The 25,148-nt window shown below is 62.0% G+C and carries 19 protein-coding genes and 2 pseudogenes; 17 read left to right on the top strand and 4 right to left on the bottom strand.

What is annotated here, in order from left to right; translation table 11 throughout:
• The first annotated feature begins 36 nt into the window (after positions 1-36).
• Positions 37-876, top strand: a complete 840-nt coding sequence (locus IVA98_RS31910; protein ID WP_247356355.1) for a uroporphyrinogen-III synthase — start codon at positions 37-39, stop codon at positions 874-876.
• A 176-nt stretch (positions 877-1,052) separates the two neighbouring features.
• Complete coding sequence (locus tag IVA98_RS31905) at positions 1,053-2,315, top strand: MFS transporter (RefSeq protein ID WP_247356353.1); 1,263 nt, start codon at positions 1,053-1,055, stop codon at positions 2,313-2,315.
• Here the strand turns inward: IVA98_RS31905 and IVA98_RS31900 are convergent.
• Entirely contained in the window at positions 2,312-2,986 is a 675-nt protein-coding gene (locus IVA98_RS31900; RefSeq protein ID WP_247356351.1) for a Crp/Fnr family transcriptional regulator, read from the bottom strand. The two genes, IVA98_RS31905 and IVA98_RS31900, sit on opposite strands and share 4 nt — an antisense overlap.
• Before the next feature lie 291 nt (positions 2,987-3,277).
• On the opposite strand from IVA98_RS31900, the gene IVA98_RS31895 reads away from it, so the two are divergent.
• The 6 genes from IVA98_RS31895 to IVA98_RS31870 all read left to right on the top strand — a co-directional run bounded on the left by IVA98_RS31895 (position 3,278) and on the right by IVA98_RS31870 (position 10,468).
• Positions 3,278-4,144, top strand: a complete 867-nt coding sequence (locus tag IVA98_RS31895) for an ABC transporter ATP-binding protein (RefSeq protein ID WP_249817136.1) — start codon at positions 3,278-3,280, stop codon at positions 4,142-4,144.
• A complete protein-coding gene (locus tag IVA98_RS31890; protein ID WP_247356341.1) occupies positions 4,141-6,072 on the top strand; it encodes a long-chain fatty acid--CoA ligase in 1,932 nt (643 codons plus the stop codon). The genes IVA98_RS31895 and IVA98_RS31890 overlap by 4 nt, the downstream gene beginning before the upstream one ends.
• A 118-nt stretch (positions 6,073-6,190) precedes the next feature.
• A complete protein-coding gene (locus IVA98_RS31885; protein ID WP_247356339.1) occupies positions 6,191-7,084 on the top strand; it encodes a branched-chain amino acid ABC transporter permease in 894 nt (297 codons plus the stop codon).
• A 3-nt stretch (positions 7,085-7,087) separates the two neighbouring features.
• Positions 7,088-8,161 (top strand): branched-chain amino acid ABC transporter permease, encoded by a 1,074-nt coding sequence (locus tag IVA98_RS31880; RefSeq protein WP_247334333.1) that lies wholly within the window; start codon positions 7,088-7,090, stop codon positions 8,159-8,161.
• A gap of 42 nt (positions 8,162-8,203) precedes the next feature.
• Entirely contained in the window at positions 8,204-9,487 is a 1,284-nt protein-coding gene (locus tag IVA98_RS31875; protein ID WP_247302910.1) for an ABC transporter substrate-binding protein, read from the top strand.
• Positions 9,488-9,628: 141 nt separating this feature from the next.
• On the top strand, positions 9,629-10,468 hold the full coding sequence (locus IVA98_RS31870; protein WP_247302908.1) for an ABC transporter ATP-binding protein: 840 nt from the start codon (positions 9,629-9,631) through the stop codon (positions 10,466-10,468).
• On the opposite strand, the gene IVA98_RS31865 is transcribed toward IVA98_RS31870, so the two are convergent.
• Complete coding sequence (locus IVA98_RS31865; protein WP_247302906.1) at positions 10,465-11,616, bottom strand: AGE family epimerase/isomerase; 1,152 nt, start codon at positions 11,614-11,616, stop codon at positions 10,465-10,467. The two genes, IVA98_RS31870 and IVA98_RS31865, sit on opposite strands and share 4 nt — an antisense overlap.
• Positions 11,617-11,705: 89 nt before the next feature.
• On the opposite strand from IVA98_RS31865, the gene IVA98_RS31860 reads away from it, so the two are divergent.
• The 3 genes from IVA98_RS31860 to IVA98_RS31850 all read left to right on the top strand — a co-directional run bounded on the left by IVA98_RS31860 (position 11,706) and on the right by IVA98_RS31850 (position 14,629).
• Entirely contained in the window at positions 11,706-12,929 is a 1,224-nt protein-coding gene (locus IVA98_RS31860; RefSeq protein WP_247302904.1) for a phenylacetate--CoA ligase family protein, read from the top strand.
• Between the two features lie 484 nt (positions 12,930-13,413).
• Positions 13,414-13,719: a hypothetical protein gene (locus IVA98_RS31855; RefSeq protein WP_247302903.1), complete on the top strand. Its 306-nt coding sequence runs from the start codon at positions 13,414-13,416 to the stop codon at positions 13,717-13,719.
• Positions 13,720-14,434: 715 nt separating this feature from the next.
• Positions 14,435-14,629 carry a hypothetical protein gene (locus IVA98_RS31850; protein ID WP_247356337.1) on the top strand — a complete coding sequence of 65 codons (195 nt, stop codon included), beginning with the start codon at positions 14,435-14,437 and terminating at the stop codon, positions 14,627-14,629.
• A 1,907-nt stretch (positions 14,630-16,536) separates the two neighbouring features.
• Here IVA98_RS31850 and IVA98_RS31845 read toward each other — a convergent pair.
• On the bottom strand, positions 16,537-17,076 hold the full coding sequence (locus tag IVA98_RS31845; RefSeq protein ID WP_247302898.1) for a D-glycero-alpha-D-manno-heptose-1,7-bisphosphate 7-phosphatase: 540 nt from the start codon (positions 17,074-17,076) through the stop codon (positions 16,537-16,539).
• 307 nt (positions 17,077-17,383) lie between these two features.
• Here IVA98_RS31845 and IVA98_RS31840 point away from each other — a divergent pair.
• From IVA98_RS31840 to IVA98_RS31820, 5 genes and pseudogenes are all read left to right on the top strand, one after another.
• Positions 17,384-17,947, top strand: a pseudogene (locus IVA98_RS31840) (YqaJ viral recombinase family protein); the annotation flags it as partial.
• Positions 17,931-19,108 (top strand): annotated as a pseudogene (locus IVA98_RS31835) (ERF family protein). The pseudogenes IVA98_RS31840 and IVA98_RS31835, both read left to right, overlap by 17 nt.
• Positions 19,105-19,722, top strand: coding sequence for a hypothetical protein (locus IVA98_RS31830; RefSeq protein WP_247356335.1), 618 nt, complete (start codon positions 19,105-19,107; stop codon positions 19,720-19,722). Before IVA98_RS31835 ends, IVA98_RS31830 begins: the two are co-directional and overlap by 4 nt.
• A gap of 177 nt (positions 19,723-19,899) precedes the next feature.
• The gene (locus tag IVA98_RS37855; RefSeq protein WP_524536441.1) at positions 19,900-20,415 is read left to right on the top strand and encodes a hypothetical protein; all 516 of its coding nucleotides are present in this window, start codon (positions 19,900-19,902) and stop codon (positions 20,413-20,415) included.
• A 616-nt stretch (positions 20,416-21,031) separates the two neighbouring features.
• Positions 21,032-21,457 (top strand): NUDIX domain-containing protein, encoded by a 426-nt coding sequence (locus IVA98_RS31820; protein WP_247302894.1) that lies wholly within the window; start codon positions 21,032-21,034, stop codon positions 21,455-21,457.
• Between the two features lie 450 nt (positions 21,458-21,907).
• Here the strand turns inward: IVA98_RS31820 and IVA98_RS31815 are convergent, their stop codons facing one another.
• Positions 21,908-22,129 carry a hypothetical protein gene (locus IVA98_RS31815; RefSeq protein ID WP_247302891.1) on the bottom strand — a complete coding sequence of 74 codons (222 nt, stop codon included), beginning with the start codon at positions 22,127-22,129 and terminating at the stop codon, positions 21,908-21,910.
• 989 nt (positions 22,130-23,118) lie between these two features.
• Between IVA98_RS31815 and IVA98_RS31810 the strand changes: the two genes are divergently transcribed.
• On the top strand, positions 23,119-25,113 hold the full coding sequence (locus tag IVA98_RS31810) for an SDR family NAD(P)-dependent oxidoreductase (RefSeq protein WP_247356324.1): 1,995 nt from the start codon (positions 23,119-23,121) through the stop codon (positions 25,111-25,113).
• Positions 25,114-25,148: the final 35 nt, after the last annotated feature.

Below are 25,148 nucleotides of genomic sequence, written 5' to 3'. Positions count from 1 at the left end.
ACGTACCATTGCGATTTGACTGACCGGAGCACGCCTATGGCCGATCGCTTGAACGGCACCCGCATTCTCATCCTGGAGACGCGCGAGGAGGCGCAGTTTTCCAAGCTTCTCGCCGAGCAAGGGGCCGAGGTCGTGCAGTGCCCGATGTTCACCATTCACGATGCGCCGGACCCCGCACCCGTTGAGGCCTGGGTCCGCCGCGCCATCGACAGGCCGTTCGACGACCTCGTGTTGATGACCGGCGAAGGCCTGCGCCGGATCATGAAGCTCGCCGTGGCTCGTGGGCTCGATCGGGCTCTCGTGGCAGCGCTTGCCAAATCGCGAAAATTCACCCGCGGACCAAAGCCCGGCAAGGCGCTGCGCGAGATCGGCCTCGAGGCGCAGCAGACCACGGAGAAGCCGACCACTGAGGGCGTGATCGAGATGCTGGGCAGGCTCGACTTGAAGGGCCGGCGGCTCGGCCTTCAGCTCTATCCGGACAAGGACCACAGCGCGCTGACCGGCGCGCTCGCCGCGCAAGGCGCCGAGGTCGATACCGTGCTGCCGTATGTTTACGATTCCAAGGCGGCGGATGCCAACATCGTCACGGCCATCGACGACATGGCCGAGGGGCGGATCGATTCCATCGCGCTGACCAATCTCGGCCAGGTCCGCCGCCTGATTGAGGCCGCGAAAGCGCATGGCATCGAGGCGAAGTTGCGCGCAGGCCTTCAACGGACGCTGATCGCCTCGGTAGGTCCGGCGGTCTCCGGCGAACTCGCCGCGCACGGCCTGCGTACAGACATCTCACCGCCAGAGGACGCCTTTTTCATGCGTCCGCTGATCTCGGCGATGGCCGCGGCGCTGGCAGAACGGAAGCCAGTGGCGACGCGTTGATCCGCGGGGCCGGGTCTCCGCAATCCGGTCACGCGGTTGCGGTGGGCCGGCGCGCTGAAACGGCGGCGCATGGCGGCATGCGGCAGCTTCGATTGACAGCGGCGTCGCCGACGCTACCTTCTCGCGCAGAAGAAGAAACAAAGTAAAGGAATCGCCGTGACACGCGTCATCGCGTCGTGAGCGCAGCCGCGCGACGATCGGCGCTCGCGCCATTCCGCATCCGCAATTATCGCTTCCAGTGGCCGTCCGACCTGCTTACCTCCTGGGCATTCGAGGTCGAGACGCTGGTGCTCGGCTGGTACATCCTGGTCGAGACCGGCTCGGTGCTGCTGCTCACCGTGCTTGCATCGCTCCAGTTCGTCGGGACGCTGGTGGCGCCGGTATTCGGCATGATCGGCGACCGCATGGGTCATCGCGACCTGCTGGTCGCGATGCGCCTTGCCTACACGGTGCTCTCGTCGACCATCATGGCTCTGGCGTTGACCGGTCATTTGTCGCCGCTCAGTGTCATGGTCATTGTCGCGATCATGGGCCTGATTCGGCCCTCCGATCTCGGCGTCCGGGGCGCGCTGCTTGCCGAGATCATGCCGGCCGAGCAACTGGTCGGCGCCATCAGCGTTGCGCGCACCACCCAGGACAGCGCCCGCATCGCCGGAGCATTGACGGGCGCCGGATTGTTCGCCGTTCTTGGCATTGGCCTCGTCTATGTGGCGATCGCATGCCTCTATCTCGTGGCCGCGCTGCTCATGCTCTGCCTGACCCGGCCGAAAAGGACCGTCACCACGAGCGATCTCCCGGCGAACAGTCACGCGATGTCCCGATTATTTGCCGATCTCAAGGAGGGGATCGTCTACGCCTGGAATGGCCCGGGAATGCGCGCGGCGCTGTGTGTCGCCTTTCTGGCCAATCTCACCGCATTTCCTTTCACCGGCGGACTACTGCCCTACATCGCGCGGGAGATCTTTCAGACCGACCAGACCGGCCTCGGCTATCTCTCGGCGAGCTTCGCCGTCGGCTCGCTGATCGGCTCCATCACGCTGAGCTTGGTGAACGGAGTTCGCATTGCCCGGCTCCTGATCGGCGCGACGCTGGCCTGGTACGCCATGCTGCTGGTGTTCGTCGAGATCAGGACCCTGCCGGTGGCCATGGCCTGTCTCGTCCTCGCCGGTATTGCGCAGAGCATGTCGATGATCTCGGCAGCCGTGATCCTGATGCGGACGGCGAGCGCACATCTGCGCGGTCGCGTCATGGGCGTCCGCATGATGGTGATCTACGGCCTGCCGCTCGGACTACTCGCGGCCGGCAGTCTGATCGACATCATCGGCTATTCGGCCACGGGTTCGCTCTATGCCGCCTCAGGGATCATCGCGATGCTGGCGATCGCGATCCGCTGGCGCGCCGACCTCTGGCCGGTGCACGCCCCCGCAAATGCGCGTTAGTCCCCGTACCCGCGCAGCCGCTCGATATCGAGGATAGTGACCCCGCCATATTCGAGCCGGAGCAGCCCCTCTCTCTCCAGCCGGTTCAACGCGCGGTTGGCGTTCTGGCGGGACATGCCCGAGAGCGCGCCGATCTCCTCCTGGGTGATCTGCAGATGCGCAGTCGATTCGGGATAGAGGATCGGGTTGAACAGCGAGGCAATGCTGCGCGCGAGGCGCGCGGTGGCGTCAAGCGTGCGGTTGACCTCGAGCATGCCGATGAACTGGCCGAGCCGCTCGTTGAGCTGGCGGACCAGGAAGCGGTTGAAGCCGACACTGTTCTCAAACAGCCACATGAAGGCGCTGCGCTCCATCAGGGCGACCCGGCTGTCGCGCAGCGCGACCACGTCGTAGCGTCGCGGCTCGTTCTTGAGCACGCTGCCTTCGCCGAACCAGGCCCCTGCCGTCAGCCCGGCAAGACTCGTCTCCTTGCCGTCGGGCGACACCCCGCCCATCCGGGCAAGGCCAAAGACCATGCCGGCCCAGTAGCCAAAGGTGTCGCCCCGCATGAACACGGTCTCGCCGGTGCCGTAGGACCGCTCGGTGATTCCGGCGCGCGCGACCTCGATCTCGGCCTCCGTGAGCTCGCGCGACCAGGCGGCGATGCGCTTCAGTTGATCCTCTGAAATCATGATCTCGAAGCCAGCCGCACCGTTTCGTCACTCCGCCCTTCTGCTGCACTGCAACATGATCACCTCGGCGGCCATCCGACGAAAGATGGACGCCGCGCCCGCCCGAAAAACTTTGTCACCGAATTGTCAGGCCGAAGACATTTCAAAATAGCGCTTTCCCGTATTGAGAGCCACCTTGGGCGATGCGGTCTTTGAGCCCTGATGGGAACGAATGTAGCGCGGCTCCGGTCGAGACCAATGGCTGCATGGCCTCACCAGGACGACCGTACTAGGATCGCCCGAAAACAATGGATGAAGAGCGCCACTGAAGGCGCCGTCACCGGGAGGGATTTGTTGGTGGGTACTAGTCTAGAAGTGCGCGGCGTGTCCTTGCGATTCGGTGGCGTCCGTGCGCTGACCGATGTGGGCTTCGCCATCAGGCAAGGCGAGCTGTTCTCGATCATCGGGCCCAACGGCGCCGGCAAGACCTCGATCGTGAACTGTATTTCCGGTCGCTACAGGCCGACCGAAGGCCAGCTCCTCTACCAGGGCCGCGACATCACCGGTTTGACGCCGAACGCCCGCGCCTCGCTCGGCATCGGCCGCACTTTCCAGAATCTCGCGCTGTTCCACCACATGAGCGTGCTCGACAACATCATGGTCGGGCGCCATCACCTCCTGAAGAACAATTTCCTCACGGGCTCGCTGTACTGGCTCACCGGCGCGCGCAAAGAAGAGCTCGAGCACCGCCGCAAGGTCGAGGAGATCATCGACTTCCTCGATCTCCAATCGGTGCGAAAAGCCACCGCCGGCACCCTCTCCTACGGCTTGCGCAAGCGCGTCGAACTCGCCCGCGCCATGGCGCTGGAGCCGCGGCTCATTCTCCTCGACGAGCCGATGGCCGGCATGAACTTCGAGGAGAAGGAGGACATGGCGCGCTACATCGTCGATCTCAACGAGGAGTTCGGGATGACGGTGGTGATGATCGAGCACGACATGGGCGTGGTGATGGACATCTCGCATCGTGTCATGGTGCTGGACTTCGGCAAGAAGATCGCCGAGGGCGATCCCGCGGCGGTTCTTGCCGACCCTCACGTCAAGCGTGCCTATCTTGGTGAGGAAGACGAGGTGCTGGTCGATCCGGACGACGCCCCGCCGGCGCAGGAGAGCGCGGCATGATGGATTACGCAGGACGCGTTGCGCAGGCCGACACCTATCCCAAGATGCTTCGGCTCAATGCGAGGGAGCATGGCAACGAGATCGCGCTGCGCGAGAAGAATCTCGGGCTCTGGCGCATCTTCACCTGGAACGACTACCAGACGCGGGTGCGCGACTTCGCGCTCGGGTTCCTCGAGCTCGGCCTCGGCCGCGGCGACGTCATCGGCATCATCGGCGACAACCGGCCGGACTGGGTCGCGGCGGAAGTCGCGACCCATGCCGTTGGCGGGTTGAGCCTCGGGCTCTATAGCGACGTGCTGGACGAGGAAGCCGCCTATCTCCTGACCTATGGCGAAGCGCAGCTCGTATTCGCGGAGGACGAGGAGCAGGTCGACAAGCTGCTCACCCTCGCCGAGCGCGTGCCGAAGCTGAAGCACATCATCTATTCCGATCCCCGCGGCATGCGGAAATATGACGATCCCAAGCTGATGTCGGCCGAGAAATTCGCCGAGCTCGGCCGCGCGCGGGCCGTTCGGGATCCGAAGCTTTACGACCGGCTCGTGGACGCGACCAAGGGTGAGGACGTCGCGATCCTCTGCACGACGTCTGGTACCACCTCGCATCCAAAATTGGCGATGCTCGCGGCCGGCCGCGTGCTCGGCCATTGCGCGACTTATCTCGCCTTCGATCCGAAGGGACCTGATGACGAATACGTCTCGGTGCTGCCGCTGCCCTGGATCATGGAGCAGGTCTACGTGCTCGGCAAAGGCCTCTTGTGCCGGATGAAGATCAACTTCGTCGAAGAGCCCGATACGATGATGAACGATCTGCGCGAGATCGCGCCGACCTTCGTATTGTTCGCGCCGCGCGTCTGGGAATCGATCGCAGCCGATGTCCGCGCCAAGGTGATGGACGCCACGCCGTTGAAGCAGCGCCTGTTCGATGTCGGCATGAAATCGGGTCTGGCCGCACTCGCGCAGCGTAAGCGCTCGGGTTTTGCCGACGCGATCTTATTCCGCGCACTGCGCGACCGGCTCGGTTTCACTCGTCTGCGCTCGGCCGCGACCGGCGGCGCGGCGCTCGGTCCTGAAACGTTCAAGTTCTTCCAGGCGATGGGTGTGCCGCTGCGCACGCTCTATGGCCAGACCGAGCTGTTGGGCGCCTACACGTTGCATCCCGAGGGCAAGGTCGATCCCGACACGACAGGCGTGCCAATGGCCGACAATGTCGAGATCCGGATCGACAACGCCGACGTCCACGGCGTCGGCGAGATCGTGGTGCGGCATCCCAACATGTTCCTCGGCTATTACAAGAACCCGGAGGCGAGCGTCGCTGACCTCAAGGACGGGTGGCTCTGCTCGGGCGACGCCGGCTATTTCAACGCTCAGGGGCAATTGGTCGTCATCGACCGTATCAAGGATCTCGCCGAGACATCGCGCGGCGAGCGCTTCTCGCCGCAATTCATCGAGAACAAGCTGAAGTTTTCGCCCTATATCGCCGAGGCCGTGGTGCTGGGCGCCGGCCGCGACACGCTCGCTGCCATGATCTGCATCCGCTACTCCATCATCTCGAAATGGGCGGAGAAGAACCGGCTCTCGTTCACGACTTACAGCGACCTCGCCTCGCGGGCCGAGGTCTATACGTTGCTGCGCAAGGAGGTGGAGACCGTCAACGCGACGCTGCCGCCGGCCCAGCGCATCTCGCGCTTCCTGCTGCTCTACAAGGAGCTCGACGCCGACGACGGCGAACTCACCCGCACACGCAAAGTGCGCCGTAGCGTCATCAACGAGAAGTACGCAAGGATCATCGATGCGATCTACCGCGGCGATTCAGACATTCCCGTCGACACCGTGATCCGCTTCCAGGACGGCACCACGCAGCGCGTCCGCACGACCCTGCGCGTCGTGGATCTGGGTGGGCATCGGCACATGGCGGAGGCCGCGGAGTGACACGCATGATCGTCATGCGCAGGCTTGACCCCCGCATCCATCCTCTTCCGAGCAAACTTCCGTCCACATCGATGGATTGCCGGGTCGGGCCCGGCAATGACGAACTGGGTCGACCGACATGAACACCGCCTTCCTCTTTCAGCTCCTGGTCAACGGCCTCGTGGTCGGCACGCTCTATGGCGTGGTCGCGATGTCGTTCGTGCTGATCTACAAGGCGACGCAGGTCGTCAATTTCGCGCAAGGCGAGCTGCTGCTGGTCGGCGCCTGGGTGTGCTGGGCCCTGCTGGCGAAATACCAGGTGCCGTTCTGGATCGGCATGCCGATGACGCTGGTGTTCATGTTCGTTTTCGGCATCGCGGTCCAGGTCCTGATCCTGCGGCCGATGATCGGCGAGCCCATCATCTCGGTGATCATGGTGACGATCGGCCTCTCCACCGTGCTCCAGGCGACGCTGAAATGGATGTTCGGCGTCAATCCGCAGCCGTTCCCGCGCGTGTTCGAGAGCCAGTCGGTCAGTCTGTTCGGCCTTCAGATCCAGACCGTCTATGTCATGAGCCTCGTGGTGTCGGTGGCGATGATGATCAGCATGGCCTGGTTCTTCCGCGCTTCCAAATATGGTCTTGCGATGCGCGCCACCGCATTCAACCAGCAGGTTGCGCAGTCGCTCGGCATTTCCGTGAAAAGCGTGTTCGCGATGGCCTGGGCGATCTCCGCGACGGTGTCGGCCGTCGCCGGCGTCGTCGTTGCAGTCGTGAACGGTGTGTCCTCTGGCCTTGCGGCCTACGGCATCAAAGTGTTTCCGGCGGCGATCCTCGGCGGACTTGATTCGGTCGGCGGCGCCGTGCTCGGCGGCATCATCATTGGGCTACTGGAGAACGTCGCGCAATATGTTGACAGCGAATATCTGCACTGGGGCAATCTCTACGAGATCGCGCCCTTCTACGTCCTCATCATCGTGCTGATGATCAAGCCTTACGGCCTGTTCGGCACCCACGACATCGAGCGGATCTGACCCATGGCCGGCCCTGCCCTCATCCCCGCTGGTGATTTCCGCACCACTTATGCCGCGGACACCACGATCTTCCCGACCACGACCAGCCGCAATTTTGCGATCGCCGGCGTGCTGCTGCTGTGTCTCGCGCCACAATTCTTCAGCGGCTACTGGCTCAGCATCTTGATCCAGATTGGCATCTTCTCGATTGCGGCCCTGGGGCTGAATATTCTCGTCGGCTTCACCGGCCAGATCTCGATCGGCCACGCCGCGTTCTTCCTGCTCGGCGCCTTCACCTCGGCCTACATCTCCAACAACGCGCCGATCCCGGTGTTCTTCGCAATTCCGCTCGCCGGGATCGTCACTGCGCTGGTCGGGCTGATCTTCGGCATCCCGGCGGCGCGGCTGAAGGGCCTCTATCTCGTGATCGCGACGCTGGCCGCGCAATACATCCTGCTCGACTTCTTCTCCCGCGCCGAATGGTTCTCGGGCGGATCGGTGCCTGCGAGCGCCGAGCCGTTCTCGATTCTGGGCTACACGCTGCGCGGCGACAGGCAGTATTTCTACGTCGTGCTGGCCTATGTGCTGGCGAGCTACATCCTCGTCACCAATCTGATGCGCACGCGCGACGGTCGCGCGCTGGTGGCGATCCGCGACCATTATCTCTCAGCGGAGATCATGGGCATCAATCTCACCAAGTACCGCACGCTGTCGTTCGGCCTCGCCGCCTTCTTCGCCGGGATTGCCGGTGCGCTCTATGCGCATTACCAGCTCGTGGTCTCCCAGGAAGGTTTCGGCATAGAGCGCTCGATCCTGTTCCTGGCCATGATCATCATCGGCGGCACCGGCTCGATCATGGGCACGCTGATGGGCACCGCCTTTGTGGTGCTGCTGCCTGAATCGATGGAATTCCTCAGCCTGCACTTGAAGGGAGGCGCAATCGACAAGGCGCTCTCGCTCAACAACAACATCACCTTCCTGCGCGAGATCGCGATCGGGGTGATCATCATCGCGTTCCTGATGTTCGAGCCTGATGGCCTCGCGCATCGCTGGCGGCAGATCAAGGCTTACTGGAAACTTTACCCGTTCTCGCATTGAGCGCGGAAGCTTCACTTAAACAATAACAGGAGGAACCGACCCATGACGATGAAGTCCCTTTTGAGCACCGCATCGCTCGCGCTTGCGATCGCCGCATTCTCGGCAAGCGCGCAGGCACAGATCGCGATCGGACATCTCGCCGATTATTCCGGCGGCACCTCCGACGTGGGCACGCCCTATGGACAGGCCGTCGCCGACACCTTCGCCTGGGTCAACAAGAACGGCGGCGTCGGCGGCAAGCAGCTCAACGTCGACACCAACGATTATGGCTACCAGGTGCCGCGTGCGATCGCGCTCTACAAGAAGTGGTCGGCGCCGGACTCGAAGGTCGCTGCGATCATGGGCTGGGGCACCGCGGACACCGAGGCGCTGACCGGCTTCCTCGCACAGGACAAGATTCCGGACATGTCCGGCTCCTATGCCGCCGCGCTGACCGATCCCGAAGGCGTCAGCGGCAAGGCCAAGCCTGCTCCCTACAATTTCTTCTACGGCCCGAGCTATTCCGACGCGCTACGCGCGATGCTGATGTGGGCGGCCGAGGACTGGAAGGCCAAGGGAAAGTCCGGCAAGCCGAAATTCGTCCACATGGGCGCCAACCATCCCTATCCGAACGCGCCGAAGGCCGCCGGCGAAGCCATGGCACAGGAGCTCGGCTTCGAGGTGCTGCCGCCGCTCGTGTTCGCGCTCGCACCCGGTGACTACAGCGCGCAGTGCCTCAGCCTGAAATCTTCGGGTGCCAACTACGCCTATCTCGGCAACACCGCGGCCTCCAATATCTCGGTGATGAAGGCCTGCAAGACCGCGGGCGTCGAGATCCAGTTCCTCGGCAACGTCTGGGGCATGGACGAGAACGCCGCCAAGACTGCAGGCGATGCCGCCAACGGCGTGATCTTCCCCTTGCGCACCGCGGTGAGCTGGGGCGGCGATGCGCCCGGCATGAAGACCCTGATGGAGATCTCCAAGATGTCAGATCCCACCGGCAAGGTCTATCGCCCCGTACACTACGTCGCCGCCGTCTGCTCAGCGCTGTACATGAAGGAAGCGCTCGACTGGGCTGCCAAGAACGGCGGCGCCACGGGCGAGAACGTTGCCAAAGGCTTCTACCAGAAGAAGGACTGGGTTCCGGCCGGGATGGAAGGCGTCTGCAATCCCTCGACCTGGACCGACAAGGACCACCGCGGCACGTTGAAGGTCGATCTCTATCGCACCAAGGTCTCAGGTGCGACCGATGGCGACCTCAACGACCTCATGGCCAAGGGCACGATCAAGCTCGAGAAGGTCAAGACCGTCGAACTGCCGCGCAAGGCGGAATTGCTGGGGTGGTGAGCCCCCGCTTTCGCCCCCCACACAACTGTCATCCCCCGCGAAGGCGTGGGATCCAGTACGCCGCGACCTCTCGGGAACGTTGGGCGTCTCTGGAATACTGGATCACCCGCCTTCGCGGGTGACGACAGCGGAGAAGACTGTATGACCCAGACTGCCGAAGCAACGCGCCCCAACCCCAGCATCGTGCCTGCGTCCGCCCTCCTCAGCGTGCGCAACATCGAGGTCGTCTATGACGACGTCATCCTGGTGCTGCGCGGCCTCAGCCTCGATGTGCCCAAGGGCGCGATCGTGGCGCTGCTAGGGGCCAACGGCGCCGGCAAGTCGACGACGCTGAAGGCGATCTCGGGACTACTCAAGACCGAGGACGGCGAGGTCACGCGTGGCGAGATCCTGTTCGAGGGCGACCGCATTAACGGCATCGATCCCGACAAGATCGTGCGCCGCGGCATCTTCCAGGTGATGGAGGGCCGGCGCATCGTCGCCGACATGACCTCGCTAGAGAACCTCAGGCTCGGCGCCTTCACCCGCAGGGATCGCGAGGTCGATGCCGACCTCGACATGGTCTTCAACTACTTCCCGCGCCTGAAGGAACGCACCGGACTTGCCGGTTATCTCTCGGGCGGCGAGCAGCAGATGCTTGCGATCGGCCGCGCGCTGATGGCGCGCCCGAAAATGATCTTGATGGACGAGCCGTCCATGGGATTGTCGCCGCTGCTGGTGAAGGAGGTGTTCTCGATCATCCAGAAGATCAACCGCGACCTCGGCGTCACCATTCTGCTGGTGGAGCAGAACGCGCGCGCCGCACTCTCGGTGGCGAGCCACGGCTACATCATGGAGCAAGGCAAGGTCGTGCTCGACGGCACCGCGGACGAACTGCGCGACAACGAGGACGTCAAGGAATTCTACCTCGGCGGCGCCGGCGACCAGCGCAAGAGCTTCAAGAACCTCAAGAGCTTCAAGCGGCGCAAGCGTTGGCTCTAACCCAACACCTGCTCCGCTTCCGTGACGGCGCACAGAACATGATAGAACGACGACGCAGGAATGGTGTCGATCAGCGATTTGCCGTCGCGGTCGAACTGATCGTACCAGCCGCCCTTCACAGGATGGCTGAGATAATGCCGTTCGAGCCGCAACAGCGCTGCGCGCGCTTCGTCCGCCGCGCCGGCCTCGCCGGACTCGGCCTGCGCGATCCACGCCTTCGCGATCTCGGTCTGGGGCCACAGCCGACGCGTGCTGCGGCGGATGTTGCCGGCGTCGTCGCCCTCGTCGATCAGGCAGCCCGTGGCCTCGTCGCGGTAGCGCAGCGAGGTCGCCAACAGTTCGGCGCGCCGCTGCCCGGTCGGGCATCCCGTGATGCGTTCGAAACCCTTCAGGAGCCAGACCCATTCCGCCTGGTGACCCGGCTCGACGCTGATCGGCTCGATCTTCGACCAGTCCTCCTCGAAATACTCGCCGAGCACGCACTTCCGCTTGTCATAGAGGTTGGCGAGGAACAGCGCAAAGAACTCACCGGCGCGGTTCTGGAACGACAGATCGTGGGTCGCCTCGAAGCAGGCGATCATCGCCTCGAACAGATGCATGTGCGGGTTCTGCCGGCGCGGCAGCGAGACCGGAAGGCCTTCGTGGACGCCACCATGCGGCGAGCGCAGATGGCCGTCGAGGAAGCCGAGCAGCGCATCCATCTCGGCGCGCACCTGTGCATCCCGGTCGAAGGCGTAGACCGTCGCGAGCGCAAACAGGATGAAGGCGTGGTCATAGGCATCGCGGCGGGCATCCAGCACCGCCCCTTCCGGCGTCAGCCGGTGCACATAGCCGGGCCGGCCGTCTGGCGCCTTCGCTCTGTCCAACAGATGCTCCAGCCCCTTCAGCGCGATCGCTCGCCCCTCGGGATACCAGCCCATCTGCGCGGCCTTGGCGTAGCAATAGATCTGGCGCGCCTGCACGAACACGCGGCGCGGCGCGGCCGCGTCCGCCGTACCGTTCGGGTGCAGCCGGTCGATGAAACCGCCCGTGGCGTGATCCCAGCCCACGGTCGACCACAGCGGCAGCGCCTCGTCGATCATGCGGCACTTCAGGCGCGCGACGACGCCCACCGCCTCGTCCGCCGCAATACTTCCTTCGTCCGCCATCGGGTCGTCTTCAAGCCTCGCCAATGGCGGTCTGATACCGATGCCGGCGGCGGCGTGCAACGGACCATGCCAACCCGGAAAGATCAGCCATGACCGCTCATTACGACGCCCTCGAAACGCGCGACCAGGGCGCGCGCGAGGCCGAGCTGTTTTCGCGGCTCCCGGAGGTCCTGCGCGGCGCGATGGCCGCTCCAGCCTATGCCGAGCGGCTGAGGGGCCTCGACCCCGCCTCGGTGAGGTCTAGAGAGGCGCTGGCGGGCCTGCCGGTGCTGCGCAAGTCGGAACTACCGGCCCTGCACAAGGCTTCTAGGCCGTTCGGCGGCCTTGTGGCGGCCGCGCCAGGGTCGTTCGCCCGCCTTTTTACCTCCCCTGGGCCTATTTTCGAGCCGGAGGGGCGCCAAGCCGACCCCTGGCGCGGCGCACGGGCGCTGTTCGCAGCCGGGTTCCGCCCGAACGACATCGTGCTCAACACCTTCAGCTACCATCTCACACCGGGCGGCTTCATCTTCGACGCATCGGCACGCGCGCTTGGTTGCGCGGTGATTCCGGCAGGTCCCGGCAATGCCGAACAGCAATTCGAGCTGATCGAGGCTTACCGGCCGGTCGGCTACAGCGGCACGCCGGATTTCCTGAAGATCCTGCTCGACGCCGCAGCAAGCGGCGGCCGCGACGTCTCCTCGATCAAGCGCGCTATGGTCTCGGGCGCGGCGTTTCCGCCCTCGCTCCAGGCAGAGATCAAGGCGCGCGGCATCGACGCCTATCAGGCCTTCGGCACCGCCGATCTCGGCCTCATTGCGTTCGAGACCGAAGCTCGCGAAGGCATGGTCGTGAACGAGGACTTGATCCTGGAGATCGTCAAGCCCGGCACGGGGGATCCGGTTGCGCCGGGCGACGTCGGCGAGATCGTCGTCACCTCGCTCGACCCGCACCATCCCTGGATCCGCCTCGCACTCGGCGACCTCACCGCGACTCTGGCGGGCGTCAGTCCGTGCGGGCGCACCAACATGCGCATCAAGGGATGGATGGGCCGCGCCGACCAGACTACAAAGGTGAAGGGCATGTTCGTCCGCCCCGAGCAGATCGCCGAAATCGGCAAGCGCCATTCCGCACTCGGACGACTACGCCTCGTCGTCTCGCGCCAGGGCGAGACCGACGCAATGACGCTGAAAGCGGAAACGACAGCCGTGAGCGACGCGTTGCGCGAGCAGATCGCCAGCACCTTGCGTGCCGTGACGAAGCTCGGCGGCAACGTCGAGCTGGTCAGCCCCGGCGTGCTGCCGAATGACGGCAAGGTGATCGCGGACGAACGCTGACGCCGCTAATCACGCGATCGGGCATTAACAGGCCAAACTCAATAAACTTCGGCCGGCAGCCGACCCAAGCCCGTGACAAAAATAGTGAATTCAACCATTTAGCGGCCGAACTCCCGCAACACCGATAGAACCGACATGAACCGGATGCGCGCCAGTGGCGCCTCGGTGTGCGGCGTCTTTGCGTGGCTTCTGCTGCAGAAGATGGTCTCACTCCTGGGGCGTTACGCCAAACGAGGAGTTGAGACGATGCAATCTGACGATGACGACAGTCCCGAACACGAGCCAGCTCGCGCTGGAGCGAAGTCGCGTTCCTATGAAATAGGGTACGGCAAGCCGCCAAAGCACACGCAGTTCGGGACGCGGCGACAGCCAAATCGACATAAAGAGGTAGACGCAGGCCGCTCATCGAAGAGGCCGGATGTCGCGTCCCTGCTAGATCGTCAAGCTCGGCGGCCGGCCAACGAAACTGCATCCGCATGAGGCTATGCTTCATAGCCAGTTCGCCAAAGCGGCTAGCGGACAGCTGCAAGCCATCAAGCAGCTCTTGCGGGAATTTGATCGGGCTGGGCTGCTTGAACCAGAGGCCCTGCGGCAGTCATCAGTCTTCCATGTTCCCAAGGACGTGCCGATTGATCTCGCAGGATACGTGTTCCTAAGGGAGGGACCGCCGCCCTGGGACGAAGAGACGCTGCATCCGTATCTTGTTGAATATGAGCGCGACGTCGGGCGCCTCAGGGCGTTGGAGGAGGCACTCGCCATTGCCCGCGCAGGGGGCGAGAATGTCTACTAGCAAGACGCGGCAAGGCATCTCCGCTTCGGGGCGAAAGACCTATGGCGGATCGGAGCGCACCGTCTGATTTGCGGCGATTCGACTGAAGCTCTGCTCGTTCGTCTACGCAAGACTCTTCTCAAAGAAGGCCGTCTGACACCGACCATTATCAATCGAACTCCGGGCCTTCCCTGCTCTGCGACCTGTCGAACCCACTTTGGCAATTTTCGGAATCTCTATCGATTGCTCGGCTACACACCGAAGCCGAATTGCGAATTTCTCGATGGGCGTCCTGTCTGGTCAGAGCTGAGGGCACGGCTTGTCGAACACGCCGCCGCCGCGATTAAAGCGGCAGGAGGACGCATCAGTTCGGGCGGCTGGAGCGATTGCCTGCGTGTGAACGGGACGGCCTGCCTTTCCGTAAGAGCTGCTCGTTGGATATCCGCGGGCGGCGCTGATACCGAGACCAATATCCGCTCACCCCCATGGCGGCGGAATTGCGGTTATGAGCCCAGTGTCACAGAAGGGCTCAAAGCCAATATCGGATTTGCTACGCCCGCCGTGACGAGTCGATGGCCATGGTAGTCTGCCGACGTGGACGCGCGCCGCCCTACAGCAGAGGTGCTGACTCATCAGAAGCACTGATCACCGCAAGGACTCCATCGACGAACGCTTGGCACTCCGCGTGAGTTTTGAAACTGCCTCTGTACTTCCCCAACAGGAATACGGTTCGGCCATGGCCCTTCCCAAACAGGTATTGGCCTACGTGGCTCCCGGTTTCGTCCTGGAGCGCAATGCTTTCGATACGCTGTGCTGCTTTGAGATCGGTCACTGGAAGCTTAATCTGCACGATGGTCCCTCGGGGGATCGTCAACCGAAGATTGGAATGCTTCCGAGTAATATCACGCTTGCCGAAGTTTTCCTGCCGTGACTCTGAGCAGACCAAAAAGTCGGCCAAAGTAGCAGAGGCTGCCAATCGGCCGGCCCATCACAACTGGAGGCTACTGAGGAGAAAGGATAGCCGCAAAGCTAAACGCCACCACGCAGGCGGCGGCTAAAGACCAAAGCGTTATGGTAATCTCCCTTGGCATGGCGATACAACACCGTTGCAAAATCCGGGCTCCCGGCCGCAGCGGCGAAGCCGGCCTTGCTACTTCTGGACTTCGAGGTCGCGGATCATTCGCCGCAGGTTCTGTCCTGAAGGGCTGGCAAGCTCCCGGCAACGCCTCAAGCGAGCTGCGAGTTCTTGGGCCTGGCCGCTTTGCATCGCCTCGCCGTGCCACCCTACGACGCGATTGAGAAGGTAGCAAAACCAAATTGTCCGGAGGATCAATATGACGGACTGAGGACGCCTTACTCTCCGGCCCGATTTCCCGAATCGTAGAACGTTGCAGTCCGACCCATTGCGCGGCTCACGGTGGCGATCTTAGCTTGGCTTTAAGACCTTTGCAGCGGCATCACCGCGGCTAGAAGGAGGACCGCGCTAGCGTCAGTTGCGTTCAAGCGTTTTGACTACGACACGCAGTACCACATCCAGCGTTTTGAGCGCGGGCATAGGCGCTGGGTTGCCCGCATCACCCGGGCCGACGGCCAGAACATCCGCACCATCCTGCCGGCTTCCGAGCATCCTTACCTTGATACGAAGCCCACCACTTCCGCCGAGGAAGCCGAGGAGCTTGCCAAGGAAGGCATCGATTTTGGCGGCGTGGTTTAGCCGCTTCGCCGAGAGCTACGTGGCTGCACCTTGCGCCGGAGCTCGTGCAAGAACGCATGGGGAAGATCGCTCGCCTGGTCGTAGGTTGCGCCGCCCCTTTCCGCGATTTTTCCGGAGCAGCGAGAGCGCGACAGGAATTACTCACTTCAATCCGGCAATCGCCTCGTTCAAGCTATTACCCGGCAGCTTATAACAACGCACCCCGCCTGCCGAGCCATGCCAGTGCCGCGGAGCAAGCGGCCGAAAGCAACGCGGTCCAAAGCCAGGAGCGTCCACGGGCGGCATTGATGGAGCGCAGGTATAGAGCGCCGAGAAGCTTGCCGTAATTCCTTCGGAACCATTGAGCCTAGCGAGCGCGGGCAAATCAGATAACGCTTTGAAGTCATCAGTCATGGCTGGTTCGTCGTTTCTGAGTGGGACCAGCACCCTATAAACCACTGTTTTGCCCGACGATGCAAGTCTCATTTCGGTTTTTTCGATGTGATCTCGAAGGAACTTAATACGGAATTGCTGACCGACTCGCTACGGCGTCTTATCAGAGGATCGAATTGGGCCAATGAGGAACCTCAAGGGCGGGCTGGGTCGACGTAAGTTCTGCCGCACCATCAAGTAGAACAGTGAACTCCCGCTTCGATGGTCGGCACGGCTCCTTGTGGACGACCTTATCCACTTTTCCGCTTCACGCGTTTGAGCCCTCTCCGCTGCCGCGACAGGGCGGCCTTCTCATATCGTTCCAAACTCGACAGATCTCTCATTTGGCTTTGGTTCAGCGCACTCGATCACGGCGGCGATCAGACGGAGCCTAAGAGTTCGGAGGCGATCCTGTCGGCTCCTGGCTTGAGCCAGATGTTGAAGTGCGACTTCCAAGCCCGTGTCGTCAAGCTCCTCTGCAAGGGCTGCATCGAACCCGGCGGGCCCAGAACCAGCGGCTTCGTCCCACCGCGATAAGCCATGCCTATAAGCGTTGCGGCTCGAGGTTGCTTTCCCGGCGCTCGTTTGCGGGCCTGTACTCTTTGCTGCGTTCGCCCGATTGGCTTCGATTTGTCGCTTTGACGCCAACTTACCTCCTTAATTCGGCTAACGAGTGAACGATCGCAAGCGTGAATCTCCCTTTCCCGCGGCGGTTATGCGACCGTGTTCGATGCGGGGTGATCGGAACCCCGTTCATTCAACAGCGGGGCGATGAACGCATGGAGGTTTGACCCATCGAACAAATGGGCTGCGATGCCGGCCGCTTGCGCTGCAGCAAGATCGCTCTGCTTGTCGCCGATCATGAAGCTGGCACCGACATCTACCGGATACCGTTCAAGCAGAGCTTTGATCATCCCCGGTTGCGGCTTGCGGCAGTTGCAGAGGATACGATACCGCGCAATCAGACCATCAGGGTGATGCGGGCAAACTTCAAACGCATCAATATGCGCACCAACGACAGCAAGCTCACGCAACATCCATTCGTGCAAATTGCGAACATGCTGCTCCTCGTAAATCCCCCTGGCAATTCCTGATTGGTTCGTCACGACGAACGCGAAATAACCAGCATCATTGACTGCCTTGACGGCCTGCTGGGCCCCTTTCACCCACCGGATTTTGTTCGGGTCAAAAGCATAGCCGTCGTCCTCATTGAGGACGCCATCACGATCAAAAAAAACTGCCGGACGCATCAATTCTTACGGGCCCACGTTTCATGGAGAACAGCTGATCTTCCGACAATCCCTGCTTCTTTTCAACATGTCGCAGGATTAGGCAGGATCGTGCTCTGCCAGCGCATCTCGCGTCTTTCTCTTTGCTGTTCATCCGTCGATTGGCTTCGTTTTGTCGCTTTGATACCGGTCAGACTCCTCCCGTCCTTGCCCTAAGCGGGTGAGAATAAGAGCCATTGCTGCGGCTAAAGCGAGCAACAATGTTGCTGCAGAAAGGACTGGCATTCGTGCGATTGGAGCGTTACTGATTCCACCGGGCGCGTAGCGCGACTATAGCGCCGGTACCCTGGACGGCACCGTCGAGCAAACCGACGCAGTGTTTGAGGCGAAGTTCATGCTGCCGTGGGCCTTCACCGAGGAAGCGGCAGCCGAAAAACACATGGCGCAGCTACAGCATAACATGTGGGTCACGGCCGCGCGAAGCTCGGTGCTCTCAATCATCACCGGCGGCGGAAAATAGGTAGAAATCAGAGTCCACGCCGATCCGCTCTACCAGCACCTATTGCTCACGGCCGAAAAGAAGTTCTGGCGCTGCGTCCAAAGCGGTGAGCCTCCAGCACTCTTCAATATCGAGACGCCGCGCCCACGCCTGGAAGCCGTCAGAGTCGTCGACATGTCGACGTCCAATCACTGGGCTGAACTGGCAGCGACTTACCTTCGAACCCGGGAGGCCCATGGCGAGCATGAGACCGCCAAGGCTGATCTGAAGAAGCTCATGCCGGAGGATGCCAAGGAGGCGACCGGCCACGGCATCAAAGCCAAGCGCTCCAAGTCCGGCGCGGTGAGTTTCGAGGCCCACGGCGCGACGGAGGGCTCCGATGCACCAGTCCAGTGAGCGGATCGGGACCATCGCGGCCGCGCTTGCCCGCGCCCGGGCTGAACTCATGAACCCCGAGAAGACCCTCACCGCCGTGATCCGGTCGCCCTTCCCGCGGGAAGACGACCGGACCTTCCGTTACGCTTCGCTAGCCTCTGGCCTTGACATCGTCCGCAAGACGCTAAGCCAGCAGGAGATCGCCACCATCCAGACCACCCGGATCGAGCAGGGCACGGGCCAGATCCATCTCACGACCCTGCTGGCCCACGCCTCCGGCGAATGGATCTCCTCGGACCTTCCGGTGTGCGCCGCCAAGGAGGTTGAAGCGCCGCATCGGATGGGAACAGCGCTGACCTACGCTCGCCGATATGCTCTCTTTGCCCTGGTCGGGATCGCCGGGGAGGATGATTTGGACGCCCCTGACATCGTTCCAGCGCCTCCAGCTGCCAAGCGACCACAGAGTGCGCTAGGACCGAAGGGGAAGGCCCCTAAAAGCGGCCTGAACCGCCCTCCTCTCTTAGCCCTGAACGCTCCGCCGAGCTCCTGGACCGGCTCTTGGGCGAGCTTGCGCAGCGGGAGGGCAGCGAAGAGCTGCTTGCCTGGGCCAAGATCGGCCTCCCGCTCAAGAACACCCTTCTGGAGGCGGACGCCCGCGTACTCGAGGCCGCCTACCAGAAAACATTTGAGGAAGCCGCCCTTCCCGACGCCTATTTAGCAGACCAGCAGCCTGTGTCCTCAGTGGACCGAGTTCCCGCCGATGGAGGCCCAACGGCGGCGCCCAGCAAAGTTCATGCAGCTGCTCCTACTCCCGAAGAGCAAGTCGGCCTCGCCTTCCCGAAAGAGCCGCCCCGACGACGCAGCAAGGATCACCTCGCGTTCATCCGCAGCCAGGGTTGCCTGGTCTGCCAGAAGACCTCCGCTGATGCGCATCATCTGAAGTTTGCTCAGCCAAGAACATTAGGGCGCAAGGTGAGCGACGAGTTCACGGTGCCGCTCTGCCGATCGCACCATCAATCGCTCCACCGCCACGGCAACGAGCGAGCTTGGTGGGCGAACCTGCAGATTGCTCCGTTATCAATCGCCAAGGATCTTTGGGATGCGAGCCCCGTTCATCTGACGGATGGAGCGAGCCACTCTGCACCTAGCCAAACTCCACTCTTGCACGTGCAACGGCAATGAATACTGCAATCGATCGTCCTCACCCGCTAACGCTGGCTGTGTTGCCCCCTCACCTCGAAGCGCTTTGTCCTCCACCACAGCTCCTGGCTGGAGAGAACATCGATCACTATCACGCGCTTCAGGCTGCAATCTTTCGCGACATCAATCCGCGGTCCGCTATCGAATGGCTCCTCACCATCGACATTGCCGAACTCTCCTGGGAGATGCAGCGCTACCGGGTTCTGCGACACAGGCTCCTTGGCGCGTACCGGCAGAAGGCTGTCGAGATGACGCTTCGGCGCGTGGACGTCGCGGGCATGCCTCCCGACTTACAGGACGCCGCCGAAATCTACACGATTAGGAACGCGCTGGATTGGCAGCTCGACCGGTCTGCCGCGGTTGAAATCGAAACCCGGCTCCGCTCCTACGGCTTCGATCAGCACGCCCTGAACATGGAAGTCTACATCCAGGCACGCGAAATTCTGTCCCTGTTTGAAGCGCTCCTGAACGGAACGCAGCTTCGGCGGCTCCTGCTAATAAGAGAATTGATAAATTTTCGCCGATCGGGCCAAGCAAACTCCAATCGCGCCACATCAAACTGCACGATAGCACGAAGATCCGAAGATCAGGACTGACCTCACGTATGGACTTATAAACTGCAGAAGCACCATCAGAGCCCTCCCTCGTAAATCAAAACACGCCAAGTCTCAACGCCTCGATGGCTGTGCACCTGGCCGACAGGGGTGGGCTCAGCGACAAATGGGCTCGAGGGGCATTAAGCGGCCTACCTTTTGCGCAGAATTTCCCAACTCATGTTTCTCGGTTCAGACCAGATGGAAGCCAATTGGAAGCTGGGCTGCGACCATGGTGAGCATAAGCGCGAGGATCAGGAGCGGATACCTGTCGCAGCGGAAATCGCAAAGATCTGCTCCAGCAGGATTGGCTGCCGGGCGGGAACAGCCACAACTTGGCCGCTGTTTCTAATCCCTGGCAGAACTCCCGCCGTCAACAGTGACGGCCGACGCGGGATTTTCGGCATGGACATCGGCTGCTCCGAGGCCGAGGCATTCTGGACCGCGTTCTTGCGCAAGGTTCCCCGCCCTAGGGCCCTAATGGGCGTCGAAGACCACCAGCGTGACGCCTCGCAGGTCAAGGCTGTCGCCAAGCTCAACGGCATCCAGCAGAGCTGCCGCGCCAACAAGGACCTGGCGCATGCCGGCAAGAGCGGCAGGCGCGTCGTCTCAGCCATCGCTACCGGTTGCCGACCAGCTCCGTCCCAAACTGCCCCAAGCTCGCTCACTTTCATTATTGAAGCTATGCTTGCCTAGCATGACTGTTCCGGCTCCGCACCCGCCAAGCTGCACTCGATCAACCCGATCGAGCGCCTTATCGGCCAGATCCAGCGGTGACCGAGGTCGTCGGCAGCTTCCCGACAAGGACCTCGTTCGCCTTGTCGGCACGATCCTGCTCAAACAAGACGAGAATGGGCTGTGCAGCGCGCCGCTATCCTACGCTAGAAACTACCGTCCCATTGAGCTATGATTTCCCGGGTGGCTTGCCCGTCGTGGCAAGCTGATGTCTTCCGCCAGCTACACCACTCCACGGGACACGATTGCCAAGTCAGACTCGTCTAATTTGTAACGAGAGCTCCGGCGATGCTCACCACGTGAAGTTCGCGCAACCCGAAGACCGGACATAGGCGACCAATTGCCGCTCGACCTTCGCTCCTAGATCAAGCTCTGACGACGAGAGACATGGTTGTTTAAATATGCAGATCTCGCGTGCTCGCATTAGTGTTTTCGGCGCGCCGGTTGCGCCGCCAAACCTTACGATTCAGCAAGGTCCTGTTCGGCTCGTCGTCGATCAAGGAGGCACCTGTCAGCGCAAACGGTCGGCGACGATCAATTCTATCATCGACCACCGATGGCGCTTTGATGCAATCTCATGAACGGTAAACGACGGGAAGCGACCGCCGCCATTCTTCTTGCTCAGGACGGGCGTCTTCTATTGCAGCAGCGTGACACTGTTCCTGGAATCCTACATCCGGGGAAAGTTGGATTGTTTGGAGGCCATCGCGAAGGCAACGAGTCTTTCCTGGAATGTATTGTAAGAGAGGTTTATGAGGAGATCGGCTGTCGTTTGCCGGCTTGCCGTTTTGAGCACTTGGCTACGCGAGCTGGAGACGATCCCGACGTGCCAGGGGGCGTCGTACATGGAGAGATCTTCGTAGCCCGCAATGTCCCCCTCGAACAGTTGATTGTCAGTGAAGGAACGCTACTTCTGATGCAGCCTGCATCGATTCCAAAAATCGCCCATAAGCTGGTCCCGTCCGCTCATGTTGCCCTCCAGTGCTTTGGATTTCGCCTTTAGTCCTGTGCGTTTAGCTGCAAACTGCCCTCGAGTTTGGCGTGGCGTTTGCCGCCTGAGTTCATTGCCGGTCGGAGATCGAGGCGCCAAGGTCCCACCGGATGAGTCCCGCATATTTGCGCTTGGCTGCTGCTCCAAAAGGCACAAACGAGCAAAATCATCGCGAGCAATTCGCCTTCGTGAGCAGGTCTCCGAATTAAACTGAACAGTATGATGCTCACCCGTGGGTGAGCGCACGGACAAGACGTAGGCAGCAGTGGATTGCCCGGCGCCGCTTCACCTTCCCCCTCCTACGTTTCATGATAGATGCCGGCCGCGGTCGGTGATGCCGTTCGTAATCTACAGTCCATACTCCTGCCGACTCGCAACTTCGGCCCGGTTTCTTTTGGTCCTGCTGGATGGTAACTTTAGCCTACGGCCAGGATCGTGCGCCATGTCCAGAGGGGGAATCCCTTAAAAGCGTTCGGCGAGTGCATCTAGCTCGTGTTCAGCTCCTGGCCTTCTACGCTTTTTGCATAAATGCACGCCACGAATGAATATTTTCCCCGGCACTGGCTTTCCAAGTTGCCTCGAGCCCTTGGGTTTTCTGAGGTTTTTGAAGATCATGATTTCGCCTTCTGCCAGACTTTGCGCCAGCACCTTTTCGACGTAGAGCGTGAAGAGCTCACCATTCACGGGGCGCGCCACCGAGCCAGGGCGCACCAATCCAATCGCGGCGCAGCGCAGCGATGAAGGTCATTGTCTTCAGGTGGCCGAAGGGCGCAGATGCTTCAAGATGCTGACTGCTCGGCCGCAGCCACGCATGTTTGGTTTTGGTCCAAGTCTTGTCAGTAGAGGCCAGTCGCGAAGCTTCAATCCGGCACTGATAGGCCTTCCAGCGTATCCGTACGGGGCGATGTCTGGCAAATTTTGCTCAGCCGGCCGAACGGCGCTCAACCGTTCGGGACGGAAAAATGTTCACATTGCACGGACGCCCGTCCTGATCCCGCTCGCCGCCTGTCCCTTCGTTGACTCACGCAACGCAAGGTGAATGGCCTCGGGCAGCTCCGCTTGCGCAGCCACTCGGCATTCATGCCGGACAAAACCGCTTGTTGTGGCGGGCCAGTTTTGTGGGGCGAAACGGCACGGGTCTGCCGCCTCAGAATTTTTCCACTGCGAAAGAGTTGTGGATGCGCGGAGACTGATTACCCAGTGGCCTGAGCATTTATGCACGGTCGAGCCGATCGTCCGGGATGATCGGAGGCAACGCGTAAGCAACATGCCAAGTGGATTCCGGACAGCCTACCCCCTGACTCTGTCGCGACTCTTCGAACTACACAGCAACCTAAAGGGCTGCTTTCGATCAGCAGCTGCTCTACGGCGCTTCAAATTGCCGGAATGAAAGTGTTCCTTTCCTATGCGTGCCGAGCTGTTGAAAACAGTGCGCAGACGCAGCGCATTAGCGTGTTTCGGATCGCAATGTTAGGTCGATGCATAGCACGAGACGCCCTCTATCCGCCCCATTTTTGACGGTTCGGAAAGTTTAGGTCATGCGCTACCTGGCGCAAGTCCAGAAAGGGCTGACGCAACCACCGGAATGGCCGGTCTGGACGCTGGCAAGTTTTATCGAGATCGGTTATCAGCGCGGGCAGGTTGCATCTAACTAGGTTTTCATCGGTCCGCGGATGACGCGTCTTTCGCATCTCACCTTGCGCAATTTCCTGATCGCGTTCCACGACCTGCTGGCGACCACGGCGGCGCTTTTTGCTGCCTTCTATCTGCGATTCGAGGGCGGCGACGACTTCTTCGCGCGCCTGCCGCTCCTGTTCCAGATCCTACCCTACTTCCTCGGCTTGGCCGTGGTCGTGTTCTTCCTCTTCAACCTGACCACGACGAAATGGCGCTTCATCTCGCTGCCGGACGCGCTGAACATCATTCGCGCGGCGACCGTGCTGACCGTTGCCCTGCTCGTGCTCGACTACATCTTCGTCGCCCCCAACGTTCGCGGCGCCTTCTTCCTCGGCAAGGTGACGATCGTCCTCTACTGGTTCCTGGAGATTTCCTTTCTGAGCGCGCTGCGCATGACTTATCGCTATTTCCGCTATACGCGGGTGCGCCGTCATGCGAAGACCGATGATGCCGCGCCGACGCTGCTGATCGGCCGCGCCGCGGATGCGGAGGTGCTGTTGCGCGGCATCGAGAGCGGGGCGATCAAGCGCATCTGGCCGGTCGGCGTATTGTCGCCGTCGCTTGCGGATCGGGGCCAGTTCATCCGCAACCTGCCGGTGCTGGGCGGCATGGACGATTTCGAGGGCATCATCGCGGACTTCGCCAAGCGCGACAAGCCGATCGCCCGCATCGTGATGACGTCGTCGGCGTTTGAGCCGGAAGCCCATCCCGAATCGATCCTGATGCGGGCACGCAAGTTAGGCGTGATCGTGAGCCGCATGCCCTCGCTGGAGAGCGGCGAGGCGCCCCGGCTCACTGCGGTCGCAGTCGAGGACCTCTTGTTGCGGCCGAGCGAGAAGATCGACTATGTGCGCCTGGAAGCGCTGATCAGGGGCAAGGCGGTGATCGTCACCGGCGGCGGCGGCTCGATCGGCTCCGAGATCTGCGAGCGCGTGGTGACCTTCGGTGCTGCACGCGTGCTGATTCTGGAAAATTCCGAGCCGGCGCTCTACGCGGTCACGGAAGCGCTCGCCGGCGCGGCTGCCGTGATCGAGGGGCGGATCGCCGACATTCGCGACCGCGAGCGCATCATGCGCCTGATGGCCGAGTTCAAGCCGGACATGGTCTTCCATGCCGCGGCCCTCAAGCACGTGCCGATCCTCGAGCGCGACTGGAGCGAGGGCGTCAAAACCAACATCTTCGGCTCCATCAACGTGGCCGACGCAGCGCTCGCCGCCGGCGCGGAAGCCATGGTGATGATCTCGACCGACAAGGCGATCGAGCCGGTGTCGATGCTCGGGCTGACCAAGCGCTTTGCCGAGATGTACTGCCAGGCGCTCAACCGTGATCTTGCGGCAGCGAGCAGCGGTGCGAAGCCGCCGATGCGGCTGATCTCGGTCCGGTTCGGCAATGTGCTGGCCTCGAACGGCTCGGTGGTGCCGAAGTTCAAGGCCCAGATCGAGGCCGGCGGCCCTGTCACCGTCACCCATCCCGACATGATCCGCTATTTCATGACCATCCGTGAGGCTTGCGATCTCGTCATTACCGCGGCAACGCACGCGCTCGGGGCGCAGCACTCGGACGTCTCGGTCTACGTGCTCAACATGGGCCAGCCGGTGAAGATCGTCGATCTCGCCGAGCGCATGATCCGGCTTTCCGGGCTTCAGCCGGGCTACGACATCGAGATCGTGTTCACGGGCATGCGGCCGGGCGAGCGCCTGTACGAGATCCTGTTCGCTTCCGAGGAGCCGACCCACGAGATCGGCGTCCCCGGCATCATGGCCGCGCAGCCGAACGAGCCGCCGATGCAGACACTGCGCAAATGGATTGCGGCGCTTGAGCAGGCGATCGCGCGCGACGATCGCGCCACCATCAGGACCATCCTGAAGGATGCGGTTCCCGAATTCGGGTCGACCGCGGGCCTGACCATGCAGCCTCGAGGCAAGATCGTCGTCGCCTGGACCGCTCTGGTTGACGGATTGTTGCGCAACGCTGATCCGGCGGGGCAATGATGAGCGAGACAAAGCCGGTCGTGCTGGTGACGGGG

This window comes from Bradyrhizobium sp. 160 (assembly GCF_023073735.1).
Classification (GTDB): domain Bacteria; phylum Pseudomonadota; class Alphaproteobacteria; order Rhizobiales; family Xanthobacteraceae; genus Bradyrhizobium.
This window is presented reverse-complemented; position numbering and strand designations above follow the sequence as displayed.